At 71.2% G+C, this 17,386-nt stretch carries 17 protein-coding genes; 3 read left to right on the forward strand and 14 right to left on the reverse strand.

The features are described from left to right. Position 1: 1 nt before the first annotated feature. Genes ilvA through BMZ47_RS12010 form a run of 3 tightly spaced genes read right to left on the reverse strand, consistent with a single transcriptional unit; the run spans position 2 to position 2,139 of the window. A complete protein-coding gene (gene ilvA / locus BMZ47_RS12000) occupies positions 2-1,585 on the reverse strand; it encodes a threonine ammonia-lyase, biosynthetic (protein ID WP_081497019.1) in 1,584 nt (527 codons plus the stop codon). 15 nt (positions 1,586-1,600) lie between these two features. Further along, entirely contained in the window at positions 1,601-1,891 is a 291-nt protein-coding gene (locus BMZ47_RS12005) for a type II toxin-antitoxin system RelE/ParE family toxin (protein ID WP_091862341.1), read from the reverse strand. Beyond that, on the reverse strand, positions 1,888-2,139 hold the full coding sequence (locus BMZ47_RS12010; protein WP_091862344.1) for a type II toxin-antitoxin system ParD family antitoxin: 252 nt from the start codon (positions 2,137-2,139) through the stop codon (positions 1,888-1,890). Before BMZ47_RS12010 ends, BMZ47_RS12005 begins: the two co-directional genes overlap by 4 nt. 152 nt (positions 2,140-2,291) lie before the next feature. On the opposite strand from BMZ47_RS12010, the gene BMZ47_RS12015 reads away from it, so the two are divergent. Continuing rightward, complete coding sequence (locus BMZ47_RS12015; protein ID WP_091862346.1) at positions 2,292-2,861, forward strand: DUF433 domain-containing protein; 570 nt, start codon at positions 2,292-2,294, stop codon at positions 2,859-2,861. A gap of 3 nt (positions 2,862-2,864) precedes the next feature. Further along, positions 2,865-3,209, forward strand: a complete 345-nt coding sequence (locus BMZ47_RS29145) for a DUF5615 family PIN-like protein (protein WP_167369037.1) — start codon at positions 2,865-2,867, stop codon at positions 3,207-3,209. Positions 3,210-3,222: 13 nt separating this feature from the next. On the opposite strand, the gene BMZ47_RS12025 is transcribed toward BMZ47_RS29145, so the two are convergent. The 4 genes from BMZ47_RS12025 to BMZ47_RS12040 all read right to left on the reverse strand — a co-directional run bounded on the left by BMZ47_RS12025 (position 3,223) and on the right by BMZ47_RS12040 (position 7,636). Further along, positions 3,223-3,570 (reverse strand): diacylglycerol kinase, encoded by a 348-nt coding sequence (locus tag BMZ47_RS12025; protein WP_007566598.1) that lies wholly within the window; start codon positions 3,568-3,570, stop codon positions 3,223-3,225. Next, positions 3,567-4,625, reverse strand: a complete 1,059-nt coding sequence (locus BMZ47_RS12030; RefSeq protein WP_091862353.1) for an AbrB family transcriptional regulator — start codon at positions 4,623-4,625, stop codon at positions 3,567-3,569. Before BMZ47_RS12030 ends, BMZ47_RS12025 begins: the two co-directional genes overlap by 4 nt. Positions 4,626-4,986: 361 nt before the next feature. Next, positions 4,987-6,477, reverse strand: coding sequence for an argininosuccinate lyase (locus tag BMZ47_RS12035; protein ID WP_091862355.1), 1,491 nt, complete (start codon positions 6,475-6,477; stop codon positions 4,987-4,989). A 229-nt stretch (positions 6,478-6,706) separates the two neighbouring features. Then, positions 6,707-7,636, reverse strand: a complete 930-nt coding sequence (locus BMZ47_RS12040) for a LysR substrate-binding domain-containing protein (protein ID WP_091862358.1) — start codon at positions 7,634-7,636, stop codon at positions 6,707-6,709. A 137-nt stretch (positions 7,637-7,773) separates the two neighbouring features. Between BMZ47_RS12040 and BMZ47_RS12045 the strand changes: the two genes are divergently transcribed. Further along, positions 7,774-9,363, forward strand: a complete 1,590-nt coding sequence (locus BMZ47_RS12045) for a catalase (RefSeq protein ID WP_007566607.1) — start codon at positions 7,774-7,776, stop codon at positions 9,361-9,363. Between the two features lie 102 nt (positions 9,364-9,465). On the opposite strand, the gene BMZ47_RS12050 is transcribed toward BMZ47_RS12045, so the two are convergent. The 7 genes from BMZ47_RS12050 to miaB all read right to left on the reverse strand — a co-directional run bounded on the left by BMZ47_RS12050 (position 9,466) and on the right by miaB (position 17,234). Further along, on the reverse strand, positions 9,466-9,924 hold the full coding sequence (locus BMZ47_RS12050) for a BA14K family protein (RefSeq protein ID WP_091862360.1): 459 nt from the start codon (positions 9,922-9,924) through the stop codon (positions 9,466-9,468). 258 nt (positions 9,925-10,182) lie between these two features. Then, positions 10,183-11,409: an MFS transporter gene (locus BMZ47_RS12055; protein ID WP_091862363.1), complete on the reverse strand. Its 1,227-nt coding sequence runs from the start codon at positions 11,407-11,409 to the stop codon at positions 10,183-10,185. Then, positions 11,406-13,061 (reverse strand): apolipoprotein N-acyltransferase, encoded by a 1,656-nt coding sequence (lnt, locus tag BMZ47_RS12060; RefSeq protein ID WP_091862661.1) that lies wholly within the window; start codon positions 13,059-13,061, stop codon positions 11,406-11,408. The genes BMZ47_RS12055 and lnt overlap by 4 nt, the downstream gene beginning before the upstream one ends. A 39-nt stretch (positions 13,062-13,100) precedes the next feature. After that, entirely contained in the window at positions 13,101-14,234 is a 1,134-nt protein-coding gene (locus tag BMZ47_RS12065) for a hemolysin family protein (RefSeq protein ID WP_091862366.1), read from the reverse strand. Positions 14,235-14,270: 36 nt separating this feature from the next. Continuing rightward, positions 14,271-14,756, reverse strand: coding sequence for an rRNA maturation RNase YbeY (ybeY, locus tag BMZ47_RS12070; protein WP_091862369.1), 486 nt, complete (start codon positions 14,754-14,756; stop codon positions 14,271-14,273). Beyond that, entirely contained in the window at positions 14,753-15,859 is a 1,107-nt protein-coding gene (locus BMZ47_RS12075; protein WP_007566619.1) for a PhoH family protein, read from the reverse strand. Before BMZ47_RS12075 ends, ybeY begins: the two co-directional genes overlap by 4 nt. Positions 15,860-15,896: 37 nt before the next feature. After that, positions 15,897-17,234 (reverse strand): tRNA (N6-isopentenyl adenosine(37)-C2)-methylthiotransferase MiaB, encoded by a 1,338-nt coding sequence (gene miaB / locus BMZ47_RS12080; protein ID WP_091862372.1) that lies wholly within the window; start codon positions 17,232-17,234, stop codon positions 15,897-15,899. Positions 17,235-17,386 lie beyond the last annotated feature (152 nt).

Genomic DNA, 17,386 nt, shown 5'->3' on the forward strand with positions numbered 1-17,386 from the left:
GTCAGGCAGCCGCCTCGCCGTCCAGGAACAGGCGATAGGCCGGGTTCTCGGTCTCGTCGGTGGCCGGGTAGCCCAGCGCCTCGATCGCCGCGTCGAACCGGGCGCGCTCGGCCGGCGGCACCGCGATCCCGGCGAGCACCCGGCCGTAATCCGCACCGTGGTTGCGGTAGTGGAACAGGGTGATGTCGAAGCCCGGACCGAGTGCGTCCAGGAACTTCATCAGCGCGCCGGGCCGCTCCGGGAACTGGAAGCGGAACAGCCGCTCATGCGCGACGCCCACGGCCCGGCCGCCGACCATGTAGCGGACATGGACCTTGGCCATCTCGTTGTCGCTCATGTCGAGCACCCGGTAGCCGGCCTCGCGCAGGTCGGCGATCAGGGCCTGCTTCTCGCGCTTGCCGCCCGCGATGTTGATGCCCACGAAGATCTGCGCCTCGGCGCCCGGCGCGTGGCGGTAGTTGAACTCGGTGATCGCCCGCGGCCCGAGCGCCCGGATGAACGCCCGGTAGGCGCCGGGCTGCTCCGGGATGGAGACGCCGAGCAGAACCTCGCGCTGCTCGCCGATCTCCGCCCGCTCCGCGATGTGGCGCAATCGGTCGAAGTTGAGATTCGCCCCCGAGGAGATCGCGATCAGGGTGCCGTCGCCGCCCTCGCGCTCGGCGTAGAGCTTGGCCCCGGCGAGGCTCAGCGCCCCGGACGGCTCGGACACCGCCCGGGTGTCGTCGAAGATGTCCTTGACTGCCGCGCACATGGCGTCGGTATCCACCGTGATGACCTCGTCGAGATGCTCGCGGCAGAGCCGGAACGTCTCCTCGCCGGCCTGGCGCACGGCGACGCCGTCGGCGAACAGCCCGACCGAGGGCAGGCTGACCCGCGTGTCGGCGGCCAGCGCCGCGGCCATGCAGGCGGCATCCTCCGGCTCGACGCCGATCACCTTGGTGCCGGGCCGCAGGTACTTCACGAAGGTCGCGATCCCGGCGGCCAGCCCACCGCCGCCCACCGGCACGAAGATCGCCTCGATCGGGCCGGTATGCTGCTCCAGGATCTCCTTGCCGATGGTCCCCTGGCCGGCGATCACCTCGGGATCGTCGAACGGGTGCAGGAAGGTCAGGCCCTGCTCGGCCTCCAGCACCTTCGCCTGGGCCAGCGCCTCGTCGAAGGCGTCGCCGTGCAGCACCACCTCGGCGCCGCGGGCCCGGCAGGCATCGACCTTGATCGACGGGGTGGTGCGCGGCATCACGATCACAGCCCGGGCCCCGAGCTTGGCCGCGGCCAGCGCCACGCCCTGCGCATGGTTGCCCGCCGAGGCGCAAACCACGCCGCGCGCGATCTGGTCCGGGCTCAGCCCGGACATCTTGTTGTAGGCGCCCCGCAGCTTGAACGAGAAGACCGGCTGCAGATCCTCCCGCTTCAACAGCACGGGCCGGCCGAGCCGCTGCGTCATCCGGGGCATCGGATCGAGCGGGCTCTCGATCGCAACGTCGTAGACGCGGGCGGTCAGGATCTTTCGGATGTAGTCGGTCATGGTTTCGGGACTTCGGCGCGCGGCGCGGATGGGCGGAGATAGACCCTCGCGCGGCGAGATGCGAGCGGGGGCCGGTCAGGTCAGATGCCGTGCCCAATCCTGGCGGCCGTGCAGGACGCGGACGATCAGGATGCCGTCCGCCTGCTCGACATACGCGACGACATGGGCGCGGTAGGGATACAGCCGCACCGGCCGCACGAAGTCATCCCGGAGGCGAGCCATCAGCGGGTTCTCGGCCAGCAGGATGAACAGGGCCTTCAACCCTGCATAGTACCGCTCGGCCCGGTCGCGGCCGAAGGTGGCGGAACCGGACACATAAATCTCGATGAGATCCCGGTCCGCCTGCCGCGTCGTCCGGATGGTCACGGATTCTGGGTAACCCGCACGCGCTCCCGGGCCTCGGCCAGAACATCATCCAGCGACCGCTCACTGACGCCACTGTCGAACCCTTCGGCAATCAGCGTCTGAAGCTGCGCAAGGCCGTCAATCTTTTCCTGATCGCGGCGGATCAGATCGCGGACATAGTCGCTGGCACTGCCAAAGCGCCCGGTCTCGGCCTGAGCCTCGACCCAGTCCTTCATCGCCTCAGGCAACGACACGTTCAGAGTCACCATGCCGAACGGCCTCCATCGTCGCGCAGCATGACAAAGATTTTGACCGGATGCCATTCCGACTCAGCTTGGCAGCCAGCGAGACGTCGAGCCGATCATCCTTGCACCAGGGTGCTGCGCAACATAAATTGATCCGCCATCACGGATAAGTTTCGATGCCGCTGGCCCGCCATGCTCTCACGGTCCCGGAAGCCGCCTTCGTCACCCAGTCCAGCGTGCGTGGGGTGAACAGCGAGATCGATGCCGGGATCGTCGCGGGGCGCGGTCAAACCGTCCGTGAGATCGGCAGCGCCGATCTGCTCTACCTCGCCGCCGTGCGCGACCTGCGCGTCGATCTGGCCCCGGCCCTGCGGCAACGCCTGCGGGATGCGATCGTGGCGGCTCATGAAGCGCAGGGGAACACCGCCCGGATCGGTCATCTCAGCGTCGCCCTCGACGCCGTGGAGGCCGAACTCGCCGATCGGCTGCGGATCCTCCATCAGCTGCGCGACGAGGCGATCGAGCAGAACACCGAGGTCCTGGGCGGCGAGCCGGTTCTGCGCGGAACGCGGATCCCGGCCCGGCACGTCGCCGACATGGTCCGGCAAGGGACCTCGCCGGAGACGCTGGCCGAGGAATTCGACCTGACGCCCGATCAGGTCTCCGCTGCCATCCTCTTCGACCGCGTCAGCCCGCGCCAGGGCCGCCCGCCCCGGAAGGCGCGCCGCGTTGTACCTGCTCCTTGACGAGTGCTGCCCGAAATCCCTGATCGGCATCGCGGACGGGTTGGGCCACACCGCGCAGCGGACCCTCGCCATCGCCGAACTCGGCCGCAGGCGACGGATGCAGCGATCTTCGCCTTCGCATGCGAGGCCCGCGCGATCGTGGTCACGGTGAACGCGGGCGATTTTCTGGGCCTGGCCGCGCGGGTGCCGGATCATCCGGGGCTGATCCTGCTGCCCTCGTTGCCGCCGGGCGAGACCGGCCAGCTGTTCCGAAAGGTCCTCAGGGCTGCGGACGAGGCGCTGCGGAAGCCGCGTGGCGTGATCCGGATCGACCGCGCCGGGCGCCTTCACCGCTCCGGAGCGTCATAGATCCGGGGGCACCTCATCCGACCCGCTCCACCAACGCCGCCACCCACACCAGCAGAGCCGCCATCTGCGCCATGAAGGTGCCGGCCGAGGCGAGGTCCTTCACGGTGCCGATCATCGGGTGGTGGTCCGGGTGGACGTGGTCGCAGAGCTTCTCCACGGCGGTGTTGAGGAACTCGGCGGCCAGCATCAGCAGCAGGCTCACCATCAGGGCGACCCGGACCCACAGGGTCGCGCCGAGGAGGAGGGCCACCGGTACGCCGAGCGCCAGCAGCATCAGCTCCTGCCGCACGGCCCGCTCGGTGCGGGCACCGTGGCGCAGGCCGCGCCAGGAATTGAGGAAGGCGAGGACCAGGGCGTTCATCGGGCCGCGCCCTCCGGCACCGACCGGCTGATCCATTTGGCGAGCAGCGGCCCGGTGAGCAGCACCACGAACAGGCGCAGGGTCTGCACGGCCAGGACGAAGGACACGTCCGCCTTCGAGCCGACCGCGATGATCGCAACCGAATCGAGGCCGCCTGGGCTCGTGGCCAGCACGGCGGTGAGCAGGTCGATCGGCAGCAGGAAGGTCAGGCCCCAGCCCCAGGCGGCGCAGAGCGCGATCACCGAGAAGGTCGCCGCCAGGATGCCGGGCAGCGCCGAGAGGGTGAGCCGCAGGGTCTCGCGGGTGAAGCGCAGGCCGACATAGATGCCGATGCAGGCATAGGCGAGTTCGAGGATCGTCACCGGCAGGGACATCCGCACCAGGCCGCTGGCATGGAGCAGGCTGCCGAGCACCATCGGGCCGACCTGCGCGCCCGCCGGGACCCGCAGGGCCAGGGCCGCGCCGGCGCCGACCACCGCGACCGCCAGCGTGGCGAGGAGCGAGAGCGGCCCGGTCACCTCGACCGCGCCGGCGGCTGCGCCCGGAACCGGCGCCTCCATCAGGAAGCGGGCCGCGAGCGAGGCCGAGAACACCACCGCGGCGACGCGGACATATTGCATGAAGGCGACGAGGCGCGGATCCGCGCCGAAATCCTCGGCCATCGCCACCATGGCGGACGCGCCGCCGGGGGACGACCCCCAGGCCGCCGTGGTGCCGGGCAGGACCCGCAGCCGGGTCAGGACCCAGCCGACGAGCCCGCTCGCCGCCACCGTCACCAGCACCACCGCCACGATCAGCGGCCCGTCATCCAACAGGGTCTGGGCGATCTGCCCGGTCACCGCGTGGGCCACCAGGCAGCCGATCATCGCCTGCGCTGCGTTGAAGGCAAAGCGCGGCACGTGCAGCCGGGAGCCGGCGACCCCGAAGGCGATCGCCGCGATCATCGGGCCGAGCAGCAGCGCCGCGGGGAAGCCCGCCTGCAGCAGGCCATACGAGACGGCCGCCGACGCGACGACGAGGGCGGCCCATAGGCCGAGGGTGCGGGAGGAGGGCAAGGCGACCGGTGGGGATTCACCCGCACTGATTGCCGGGCGTGAGGGCCGCTACACCGCAATATGGGCCCTGTCACGGCAAAGATTCTTTTTGGGAATGCCGATGTCAGGGTCGGCGAGGTCCGGTGTTCGCGTGGGGTTGGCTGAGCCCGTTTCTCTCAAGCTGAAGCATTTCGACCGCTTCGGGCTCGCCCCATAGCTTATCCCACCCCCCCCTCATCCTGATGTGCCGAAGCGAAGCGGAGGCCTCGAAGGAGGCCTCCAGCCTGCCGCGCGATCCCTGGAGGGCTCCTTCGAGGCCTCCGCTGCGCTCGCGCCTCAGGATGAGGGAATTGGATTGGAAGGGTGCCGATCAGGAACGGCCTTACGGTCCCTTTCTGATGTCTCCAAAAGCCGCATCCAATCGGCCACTTGCCGCCGCGAGCGCGGAACGGCGATCGGCCAGCCAGGTCCGGTCGGCGTCGAGGCGCGTCCGGGCGGAAGCGAGCATGCGCCGGACCTCCGCGGGTTGCGGGCCGCCGAGTCCCTTGGCGGCCTCGATCATGCCGCGGGCCGACAGGGCGGCCCGGAACCGGGCCTCGTCGAGGGGCAGGTCCGGCGTCAGCCCCGAGCCGGCGGCGGCCTCCGCGTAGATCCGCTTCACCTCGGCGAAGGGCAGGTCGGCCGGGCGCAAGTCATGGCTGCGGCCGTAGCTCACCAGCTCGGAGGCGAAATGGTGCCCCAGCCGGAACGGCACGTCGGCCTCGCGCTGGAGCGTGTCGGCAAGCTCCGTGGTGGTGGAATAATCGGCCGCGACCTCGTCGGCGGCGCGGTCGCGGTCGATCACCAGCCCGTCGAGCACGCGGGTCCAGCGCCGGCAGGTCTCGGCCGCCTCGGAGACCGTCCGGCCCGGCGGCTCGGCCTGGTTGCGCTTGTAGTCCGGCATACCGGACTCGACGTTGTGGGCCATGATGACGAAGGCCTGCGCGGCGCCGACGACGTCGCTGGCCTTCATGCGCAGGCTGTAGAGCGCCACCGGATTGCGCTTCTGCGGCATGATGCTGCTCGGGCCGGTCAGTGCGCCCTCGCGCAGCAGGATCCATGGCCGGGTCTGGTGATACTGCGCGTAGAGATCCTGCGCGAAGCTGCCGGCCGTGGTGGCGAGGTTGGCGGACAGGTCGGTCAGCTCGAGGCCGAGATCCATCGGGGCGAGCTGGCCGGCATCGTAGCTGTTCTCCACCGGCGCATCGAAGCCCAGCAGCCCGGCGAGGCGGGCGCGATCGACCGGGAAGCTCGAGGTGCCGAGCGCCGCGGCGCCCAGCGGCGACAGGTTCACGCGCGCCCAGCTCTCCCGCAGGCGATCGGCGTCGCGGGCCAGCGCCCCGGCATAGCCAAGCAGGTAATGGCCGAGCGTCGTCGGCTGCGCCTGCACGCCGTTGGTGTAGGCGGGGACGATCGTGTCGGCCTCCCGCTCGGCGACGGCCAGCAGGGCGGCGCGGGTCTTGTCCAGGGCCTCGGCGAGGTCGAGCAGCCGGTCCCGCTGGTCGAGCTTCAGCACGGTCGGGATGATGTCCTGCCGGCTGCGGCCGGAATGCATCCGGGTCGCGTCCGGGCCGGCGATCGCGGTGATCAGCGGCTCGATCCGCAGGTAATCATCCGGCCGCTCGGCCCCCGGCTTGGCGGCCTCCGCGGCGACCTGGTCGAGGGCCCGGGCGATCCGCGCCCCGAGGTCCCGCGGGACGATGCCGGCCTCCACGGTCATCACCAGGGAAGCGCGGTCGATGGCGTCGATCCGGGCGAAGGTGTCTTGGGAGGCGGCGAGGGTCGTCGCGGGGGTGAGGAGGGCGACCAGGGTCGCGATCAGTCTGCGCCGCATGCACGTGCTCCTATGCGCCGCCGTTTCGCGCCGGCGAGGGCATTCTGTTCGATCCGGCGTGTAATCACACATCACAATCCGGCTTGGGGGCGGGGAAGGCGACTATTCGGACGTCTTCGGCATGCCGGCAGCTGCATGAATCACCCCGTCATTCCGGGGCGCCGCAGGCGAGCCCGGAATGACGGGGCGGGCCGACGAATGCCGTGCCCCAGAACCCAAACCGGGAGAACTATTCCGCCCCGTCCCGGCAGGCCGCGGTGCCGGCGGGCGCGTGCGCGCGAAAGAACGCCGCGAGATTCGCGAGGCCCGGGGCGCGGGGGTCGCTCGCCCGCCAGGCCAGCGCGATGGTGCGGCCGGGGCCGTCGACGTCGAAGGCCCGGGTAACGGTCAGGCCGGTCGGGTCGGGGCCGGGGGGTACGGCGAGCGCCGGCAGCAGGGTGTAGCCGCTCCCGGCCGCCACCATCGAGCGCAGGGTCTCCAGGCTGGTGGCGTGGCGCCCGACCGAGGAGCCCGCACCGCAGGCCGCGATCGCCTGGTCGCGCAGGCAATTGCCCTCGTCGAGCAGCAGCAGGTCTGGCCCGGCGATCTCGGTGGCCGAGAGGGCGCCGCCGCGGGCGAGCGCGTGCTCGGCCGGGCAGGCGAGCCAGAACGGCTCGACGAAGAGCGGCGCCACCGCCAGCCCGACCGGGGGCAGGGGCAGGGAGACCAGGGCGGCATCGATGCGTCCGTCGCGCAGGCCCTCGACGATCTCGGCGGTGCGCGATTCCGACAGGGACAGCGTCAGCAGCGGGTATTGCTGGCGCAGCGGCCGCAGCACCAGCGGGAAGAAATAGGGGCCGAGCGTCTGGATCGCGGCCAGGACCAGCCGGCCGGTGAGCGGCGAGCCGCGGCCCTCAGTGGCGAGCGCCAAGAGCCGCTGGGCCTCGGCCAGGACGATGCGCGACTGCCGGACGATCCCCTGGCCGGCCTCGGTGAGCAGCACCCGGCGGTTCGAGCGCTCGAACAGCGTGAGCCCGAGGGTCGCTTCCAGCTTACGGACCTGCACGCTCAGGGTCGGCTGGCTGACGTTGCACCGCTCGGCGGCCCGGCCGAAATGGCCCTCATCGGCGACCGCGACGACATATTCCAGGTCGCGCAGCGACAGACCGGACAGGTTCATAGGCTGCGTCTATCACGGCGTTTGCGACGATGCATTAGCCAAGGGGCCTGGAGCGGTCCATAACCTCGTTGGAACGGTTTCAGTCTGGCGAGTCGGCCCCATATGCCGCTCACGGACTTCACGGAGAGACGAGACGCATGAGCGATCAACGCCCGATCCTGACCACCCGCCAGGGCCATCCGGTCCGCGACAACCAGAGCACCCGCACGGTCGGCGAGCGGGGTCCCGCGACGCTCGAGAATTACCAGTTCATCGAGAAGATCACCCATTTCGACCGTGAGCGGATCCCGGAGCGCGTCGTGCACGCCCGCGGCGCCGGCGCCCACGGCTGGTTCGAGGCCTACGGCAAGATCGGCGACGAGCCGGCTTCCAAGTACACCCGCGCCCGGGTTCTGAACGAGACCGGCGTGAAGACGCCGATGTTCGTGCGCTTCTCCACCGTGGCCGGCGCCAAGGAGAGCCCGGAGACCGAGCGCGACCCGCGCGGCTTCGCGGTGAAGTTCAAGACCGTCGACGGCAATTGGGACCTGGTTGGCAACAACCTCAAGGTGTTCTTCATCCGGGACGCCATCAAGTTCCCCGACATGATCCACGCGTTCAAGCCGGATCCGGTGACCAACCGCCAGGAGGCGTGGCGCTTCTTCGACTTCGTGGCCCAGCACCCCGAGTCGATCCACATGGTGACGCACCTCAAGTCACCCTGGGGCATCCCCGCCAACTATCGCGAGATGGAAGGCTCGGGCGTCAACACCTACAAGCTGGTCAACGACCAGGGCGAGGCTGTGCTCTGCAAGTTCCACTGGGAGCCGAAGCAGGGTGTCCGCAACCTGACCTCGCAGCAGGCCTCCGAGATCCAGGCCAAGGATGTCGGCCACGCGACCCGCGACCTGTACGACAACATCAAGGCCGGCAACTTCCCCGAGTGGGAATTCTGCGTGCAGATCATGCCGGACGGCCCGAACGAGCACCTGTCGTTCGATCCGCTCGACGACACGAAGCTGTGGCCGGTGGACCAGTTCCCGCTGCTGCCGGTGGGCCGCATGGTGCTCGACCGCGTGCCGGACAATTTCTTCGCTGAGGTCGAGCAGTCGGCCTTCGGCACCGGCGTGCTGGTCGACGGCATCGACTTCTCGGACGACAAGATGCTGCAGGGCCGGACCCTGTCCTACTCGGATACCCAGCGCTACCGCGTCGGCGCCAACTACCTGCAGCTGCCGATCAACGCGCCGCAGCCCGGCGTGAAGGTCTACTCGAACCAGCGGGACGGCCAGATGACCTACACGGTCGACGGGACCGGCCCGAACAAGCACATCAACTACGAGCCCTCGACCCTGGCCGAGGGCCTGCGCGAGGCCCCGAAGCCGGCCAAGGACTACCACCAGCCGGTGCAGGGCCAGCTCGGCCGCTACCAGACCTCGCGCACCGAGGACGACTACACCCAGGCCGGCGTCCGGTACCGCTCGTTCCAGGATTGGGAGCGCGAGGACCTGATCGCCAACCTCGTGGCCGATATGAAGCAGTGCCCCGAGCCGATCCAGCTGCGGATGGTCTGGCACTTCTGGCACGCGGACGAGGATTACGGCCGCCGCGTCGCCGAGGGTGCGGGCATCGATCTGGAGAAGGCCAAGGCCCTGCCGCCGCTGCCGGGCCGCGCCGCCCCGCACAAGCGCCTGCAGGCCGAGACCTACACGGACGGGTCCCAGGCCCACCGGGTCGCCGCGGAGTAAGTTTTTTACGCAGCGCCGACCCGGCCTGGACTGAATGAAGGCCCCGCGGGTGCGAACCCGCGGGGCCTTTCTTTTGGCCGCATCGCGAAGCGCCGTCCCCGCTCAGGGGCAGCGGCGGCGGACGTGGCCCCGGCCGAGATAGGTCTGGGTGACCGGATCGTAGGTCCTGAAGCGGCGGGCGCAGGCCGCCACCGCGGCCGCGAGATCGGCCGGGTCCGTCTCGACCACGGGCGGCACGTCGGCGGGCGCCACGTAGACCGGGCGCCGGTAGACCCGCGGCGCGTAGACATAGGCGTCGTCGTAGAACGGATCGCCGAGATCGCCCCACAGGGTGCCCAGGCCGAAGCCGAGACCGAAGCCCGCGAGCCCGTAGCCGTAATAATCGTCGTACCAGGGGCGATAGACATAGGGACGTCGGAACGCGAAGCCGGGGCGGTGGCCCCGCCAGCCGACGATGGCCGGGCCCGGCCGGACCGGCCCGAGGGGCCGTCCCCAGGCGCCGACCCGGGTCCCGATCCCGCCGTGGAAGCCGGGCCCGAACCCGCGCGCCTCGGCGCCCACAATCGTCAGTGGAAGCGCAATGATCGCAGCTGCTACCAGTAGAAGCGGAGACTTGTCGATACGTGCCATGCGGTTCACCCGAAGCAACGCGCCGGTGCCGCTCAGAGGCGGACTCGGCGGAATAGTTCGGGTTATCCTGGCTCGGCCGCTTCTCGCGTCAAGAGTTCTCGGCGCACCTGTCGGGCCACGCGAACGCGACTGTCGCGCGGACAGGCAATTGACGGGGGACGGGCTGCTCTGCGGCGTCCGCCGCCTCGGTCAGCGGCCGCCGGCCGGCAGCGGCGGCGGAAGCGGCGCGCTGCCCGGATCCGGCGCGGCGGCGCTGACCTTGCGGTCGCGGCCGGCGGCTTGCCCAACCAGGATCGCCGCGATGGCGATGGTGACGAACAGGGCGCCCGGCAGCCCCCAGCCGCCGGTCGCCTCGTGGGCGAGCCCGAAGGCGAGGGGGCCGAGGCAGGCGCCGGTATAGCCGATGCCCTGCGCCATGGCCGACAGCCCGGCGGCGCTGGCGGCATCCGCGGCGCGCAGGACGATCAGGGTCAGCCCCAGGCCGAAGCAGCCGCCGATGCCGAAGCCGAGCGCGCAGGCGGCGGGGATGCGCAGAGCCTCGGGGCCGAAGGCGAGCACCAGGAACGAGGCCGCCGTGAGCCCCGGAATGGCGACGATCCAGGCCCGCTGGTCCCGCGCCCGAGCGGCCAGCATGGCGGTGAGCAGCGCGCCGGGCGCCTGGATCAGCGTCATCAGCGAGGCGTAGAGGCCGGCATCGAGCGCCGAGAGGCCGCGCGCCTGGAGCAGCAGCGGCAGCCAGCCGAACAGGGTGTAGGCGAGCGACGATTGCAGGCCCATGAAGCCCGTGACCCACCAGGCGAGCGGATCGCGCAGCAGCCGTCCGGCGGACGGCGCCCGGGTCGAGGCCGTGCGGCGGGCGAACGGGATCCACAGGAAGGCGGCCACCAGCGCCGGCAATGCCCAGACAGCCAGCGCCGAGGGCCATCCGCCGCCGAGCGCGTGCTCCACCGGCACGGCGGCGCCCGCGCCCGCGGCCGCGCCGAGGCAAAGGGTCATGGTGTAGAGGCCGGTCATCAGGCCGCCGCTGCCGGCGAAGTCGCGCTTCACCAGGGCCGGCAGGAGCACGTTGTCGAGCCCGATGCCGATGGCGGCGAGCGCCGTCCCGACGAAGAGGGGGCCGAGGCCGCCGAGCCCGCGCAGGGTCAGGCCGGCGGCGAGGATCGTGGCGCCCACGAGCACGGCGAGATCGGGCCCGATCCGGCGGATCAGCGGCGCCGCCAGGGCGCAGGCGATGCCGAGGCACAGGACCGGCAGGGTGGTCAGGATCGCGGCGCCCCCGGCGCTGAGACCGGTGCTCTCCCGGATCGTCGCCAGCAGCGGGCCGATCGTGCTCAGCGCCGGGCGCAGGTTGAACGCCACCAGCATCAGCGCGAGGCCCAGCAGGATCCGGCCCGGGGCCGTACGCTCGGGGCTCATGCCCGCCGCCGGGCCGTGAGGGCGCCGCCCAGGCAGGCGGCCAGCATCAGCGCGAAGGCGGCGTCGCCGAGCTGCCCGTACAGGGTGCCGCCGACGATCCGGGCGGGCAGGTCGGCATCGAGCCAGGTTTCCTGATCGAGCTCGGTCCGGGTGACGATGCGGCCATGGGGGTCGATCACGGCGGAGATCCCGGTATTGGCGTCCCGCACCAGCGGCAGGCCCTCCTCGACAGCCCGCAGCCGCGCCTGGGCCAGGTGCTGGCGCGGGCCCGGCGTGTCGCCGAACCAGGCATCGTTGGTGACGTTCAGGATCAGCCCGGGCGGCCGCGGCACCGAGGCGGCATTGGCCGGAAGGATCGCGTGCGGAAAAATCGCCTCGTAGCAGATCGTGGCCGCCACCGGGGGCAGGCCCGGCACCCCCAGGATCCGCTGGGCCGCCAGGGTGCCGGCCGAGAAGCCGCCGGGGATCGCCACGAACTGGCGCAGGCCGAGCGCCCGCAGCGCGGCGTCGAGGGGGGCCGGCAGGTACTCGCCGAACGGGACGAGATGGACCTTGTCGTAGGTGTCGGAGATCACGCCGTCCGGCCCGATCACCATGACGGCGTTGAAGTAGCGCAGGCGCTCGCCCGGCAGGGGCTCTTCGGCCCGGGCCGCACCGGTGACGAGTTGCTGCCCGGGCTTGAGGCCCGCCGCCACCTTGGCCAGGGCGTCGGGATCGCGCTGGATCAGGAACGGGAAGGCCGATTCCGGCCAGACGATATGGGTCGGCTCGGGCGCGCCGGCCTCGGTCGGGCGCTGGCTCAGCTCGATGTAGCGGTCGACGATGTCGGCGCGGTTCTCGGGCCGGAACTTGGCATCCTGCGGCAGGTTCGGCTGGACGAGGCGCAGGCGGACGCCCGCCACCACCGGATCCGGCGGCCCGAGGCGCGCGGCCCCGTAGAGCGCCATGCCGATCAGCACGATCGCGGCGGCGGCGCTCGGCCCGAACCGGCTGCGCGGATGCGAGCCGGTGGCGAGGGTCGCCGGGGCGGCGCAGATCAGCACCGCCAGCACGGTCAGGCCGTAGAGGCCGATCACGGCGCCCCATTGCATCAGCCAGAGGTTCTGGGCGAGCGCCATCCCGAGGGTGTTCCAGGGGAAGCCCGTGAACAGGTGGCCGCGCAGCCACTCGGCGGCGCCGATCCCGAAGGCGAGGGCGGCGATCCGGGCCGGACCGCGCAGCCAGAGCAGGCCGGCAGCGCCGAACCCGGCGCCGTAGAACAGGCCGAGCGCGAAGGGCAGGCCGACGACGCCGAGCGGCATCGCCCAGAGGAACTCATCGGCCTCCACCAGGAAGGCCTGTCCGAGCCACCACAGGCCGGCGGTAAGGTAGCCGAAGCCCCAGGCCCAGCCGACCACGAAACAGGGCCAGAGGCGCCGCGGGGCGGTCCGGTCCGCGGCCGCCCCGTCCATCAGCCAGACCGCCACCGACAGGGAGACGGCCAGGGCCGGCAGGAACCCGTAGGGCGGCATCGCCAGCGCGCCCAGCGCGCCGGCGAGCCAGGCGAGGCCGAGCCGGCGCCAGCCCTTCAGCCGGGCGATCGCCCGCACGAAGCCCGAGGCGGGGCGGCCGAGCGGGCTGCTCGGGGCGGCCACGTCCCGGGCGTGCCCCACGGTCAGGACCGCCACGCAGCACCCGTCACGCGAAGATCCTCATGGATGCGGCGTCTCGGGCACCGGCGCCGGGGTGGGCGGGGGCAGGGCCAGCGGCACCACGGTGCTGATTCGCGCCGCGCCCTTGTGGAAGCGCAGCCGCTTCAGTCGGCGGGGATCGGCGTCGAGCACCTCGAATTCGAGGTTGCCCGGCCCGGCGATGAGCTCGCCCCGGGACGGGACCCGGCCGGCCAGGGTGACGATCATGCCGCCCAGCGTATCGATCTCCTCGGCCATGTCGCCGACCGCGGCCACGAGGTCGACGCCGGTGGCCTCGGAGACCTCGGCGAGGGGCGTGCGGGCATCGGCCACGAACACCTCGTCCTCGCCGTCGACCCGCTGGACCTGCTTGGCCTCGGCGACGTCGTGCTCGTCCTCGATGTCGCCGACCACGACCTCGATCAGGTCCTCGATGGAGATCAGCCCGTCGGTGCCGCCATACTCGTCGATGACCAGGGCCATGTGGGTGCGCGTCGCCTGCATCCGCACCAGCAGGTCGATGGCCGGCATGGACGGCGGCACGAACAGGACCGGCCGCTGGATGCGGGCGGCCGCCAGCGTGGTGGTGAGGTCGACCTTGCCGAGGTCGAGGGACCTGTGCATCCGGGTGGGCGGGCGCCGGGTGGTGCGCGGCGCGACGGTGGCGTCGGCCTCGCCCTCGGCGGGCGTGGCGGGCCGGACCGCGGATGCCGCGCTGCGCCGGGCCGGCTCGGCCTCGGCGGCGATGTGGTCGACCAGATCGCGGATGTGGACCATGCCGCGGGGGTCGTCCAGCGTCTCGCCATAGACCGGCAGGCGGGAATGGCCGGCGCTGCGGAACAGCTTGAGCAGATCGCCGAGATTGGTATCGTTCGAGACCGCGACGATGTCGGCCCGGGGGACCATCACGTCGTCGACCCGCACCTTGTGCAGGCCGAGCACGTTCTTGAGCATCACCCGCTCGAGGGGGGTGAGACCGCTCTCGCCGGCATCGGGCTCGGCGAGCGCCTCCTCAAGCCCCTCGCGCAGCGAATCGCGCGGCTTGAGATGGAGCGCCTGCAACAGGCGGTCGTACCAAGGGTCCCGGGTCTGGGACTCGCCCTCGGTGGAACTGGGCGCGGCCAGGGCCGCGCCGCGACTTCGATCGTTGCTCATGTCTCTCGGATCTGGGGGCGGTGGGGAATCGGCCGCTCAGGCATAGGGATCTGGAATGCCCAGGGTCGCGAGGGCCGCGACTTCGAGCGCCTCCATGGCCTCGGCCTCGGCCTCGCCGTTCTCGTGGTCCTGACCGAGACAATGCAGGGTGCCATGGACGAGGAGGTGCGCGAGGTGATTCTGGAGCGGCTTCGACTGCTCGGCACTCTCGCGCACAAGGGTCTCGTAGGCAAGGACCACGTCGCCGAGCGGCAGCGCGGCGCCCGCATGCCGGGGCTGCGGGGCGGCCGGGAAGGACAGCACGTTGGTGGGCTTATCCTTGTTGCGCCAGGTGCGGTTGAGCTCCTGGACGGTGGCGTCGTCGGTCAGCATGACGCTGACCTCCACGGGCCCGTCCGGCGACTCGGGGGCGGCGGCCAGCCCGGCCTCGACGGCGCGGATCACCAGCGATTCGAGGTCCGGGATCGCGGTTTCCCAGCGCTCGTCCTCGACCGTGATGTCGATGTCGTGGGGCGTGCTCACGCCAGCGGCCGGCGCCGGGGGTTGGGATTGCGGTCGGCATCGCCGTCGCCGTGCGCGGCGCGCTCATAGGCGGTGACGATCCGGCGCACGAGGTCGTGACGGACCACGTCCACGTCCTTGAAGGTCACCCGGCCGATTCCCTCGACGCCGTCGAGGACGTTCACCGCCTCCACGAGGCCGGATTTCTGGCCCGGCGGCAGGTCGACCTGGCTGGGGTCGCCGGTGATGATCATGCGCGAGCCCTCGCCGAGGCGGGTCAGGAACATCTTCATCTGCATGGAGGTGGTGTTCTGCGCCTCGTCGAGGAGCACCACCGCGTTGGTCAGGGTGCGCCCGCGCATGAAGGCGAGCGGCGCGATCTCGATGATCCCGGTCTGCAACCCGCGGTCGACGTGGCGCGCCTCCATGAAATCGTAGAGGGCGTCGTAGATCGGGCGCAGATACGGATCGACCTTGTCGCGCATGTCGCCGGGCAGGAAGCCCAGGCGCTCGCCGGCCTCCACCGCGGGACGGGACAGGATCAGCCGCTCGGCATGGCCCTGCTCGAGCAGCGAGACCGCGTGGCCGACCGCGAGCCAGGTCTTGCCGGTGCCGGCCGGGCCTTCCGCGAAGACCAGCTCGTTGGTCCGCAGCAGCTTGATGTACTGGTCCTGCGCCTGGTTGCGCGCCCGCACCGCCCCACGCTTGCGCGTGGCGATCTGCTCGAAATGCGGCTTGTCGGCCTCCGCGGCGATGTCCTCTGCGGGGAACAGGGTCGCCTGGGCGGTGGCCTCCCGGATCGCGCCATCGACATCGCCGAGCGTCAGGGTGCTGCCGCCGGTCCGCACCCGGGCGTAGAGCTTCTGGAACACCCGCCGGGCCTTCTCGGCGGCGTCGGGCGAGCCCTTGATGACGAGGTGGTTGCCGAGCGCGGTGGCGGTGACGTCGAGCCGGCGCTCGATATGGGCGACGTTCTGGTCGTATTGACCGAAGACGAGGCTCGCGAGGCGGTTGTCGTCGAAGGTCAGCGGCACCTCGACCGTCTCGTCCGATCCGGGCGGCCTCGCCGCCGGCCCGCGGCCCCGCAGGGCGCCGCGCACGCCAGACCCGTCCGACGCGCTCAACCTGTGATCCTCACCGCCATCCCCATCGATACGATCCTCACGCCGCCACGGCCTCGGAGGCAAGCTGCCCGAACAGGCTGTTGGTTCCAGCCCGGACGATCCGGACCGGCACGACCGACCCGATATGGTGGGGCGGCGCGTCGAACTGCACAGCCAGAAGGTGCGGCGTCTTGCCCGCGACCTGGCCGGGATGCCGCCCCGCCTTCTCGACCAGGACGTCGAAGACCTGGCCGACCGCGGCCCGCTGATAGGCGTAGCGCTGCGCGTCCAGCAGCGCCTGCAGCTCGGCGAGCCGCTCGGCCATCACCGAATCGGGGACCATGTCGGCGCGTTCGGCCGCCGGGGTGCCGGGGCGGGGGCTGTACTTGAACGAGAAGGCGCTCTCGAAGCCGATCTCGCGCACCAGGTCCAGGGTGTCGGCGAAGTCGGCGTCGGTCTCGCCGGGGAAGCCGACGATGAAGTCGGAGGACAGCGCGACGTCCGGCCGGGCGGCGCGCACGCGGTCGATCAGGCTACGATACACGTCGCGCGTGTGCTTGCGGTTCATGGCGGCGAGGATCCGGTCCGAGCCCGACTGCACCGGCAGGTGCAGGTAGGGCATCAGGGCCGGCACCTCGGCATGGGCGCGCACCAGCGCGTCGTCGAAATCGTTGGGGTGGCTCGTGGTGTAGCGGATCCGCGCGAGGCCGGGGATCTTCGCGACCGCCCGGATGAGATCCGCCAGCCCGACCGGGGCGCCGTCGGGCCCGAACCCGTGATAGCCATTGACGTTCTGGCCGATCAGCGTGAGCTCGCGGGCGCCGCCCTGCACGAGCTTCTCGGCCTCCGCCAGCACCGCCGACACGGGGCGCGAGACCTCGGCACCCCGGGTATAGGGCACCACGCAGAAGGCGCAGAACTTGTCGCAGCCCTCCTGCACCGTCAGGAACGCGGTCGGCCCGGAGGTGCGGCGCCGGGGCAGATGGGTGAACTTGTCCTCGATCGGGAATTCGGTGTCGACCACCCGGCGCTCGCGGGAGCGGGCCAGGAGGTCGGGCAGGCGGTGATAGCTCTGGGGGCCGACCACCACGTCGACCGCGGGCTGGCGGGCCTGGATCTCGGCGCCCTCGGCCTGGGCGACGCATCCGGCGACCACGATCCGGGTGTCGAGGCCGCGGGCCTCCCGCTCGCCCTTGAGCACCCGCAGGCGGCCGAGCTCGGAATAAACCTTCTCGGCGGCCTTCTCGCGGATGTGGCAGGTGTTGAGGACGACGACATCGGCCTCCTCCACCGAATCGGTCGGCGTGAACCCTTCAGCGCCCAGCACGTCGGCCATGCGGGCCGCGTCGTAGGCGTTCATCTGGCAACCGTAGGATTTGACGAAGGCCTTCTTCAACGCGTGCCGCCCTAAACCGTCCGCTCGTCCGATGTGCCGGCGCCGATCCTGCGCGGATCGGCCGGCCGCAGGCCTGTAGCATGGATCGTGCGGATCGTCGCGACGCCTTCGGGCCGCGGAAGCTCCACGAGAAACGCCGGACCGCCCGGTAG

Source organism: Methylobacterium brachiatum (genome assembly GCF_900113845.1).
Classification (GTDB): Bacteria; Pseudomonadota; Alphaproteobacteria; order Rhizobiales; family Beijerinckiaceae; genus Methylobacterium; species Methylobacterium brachiatum.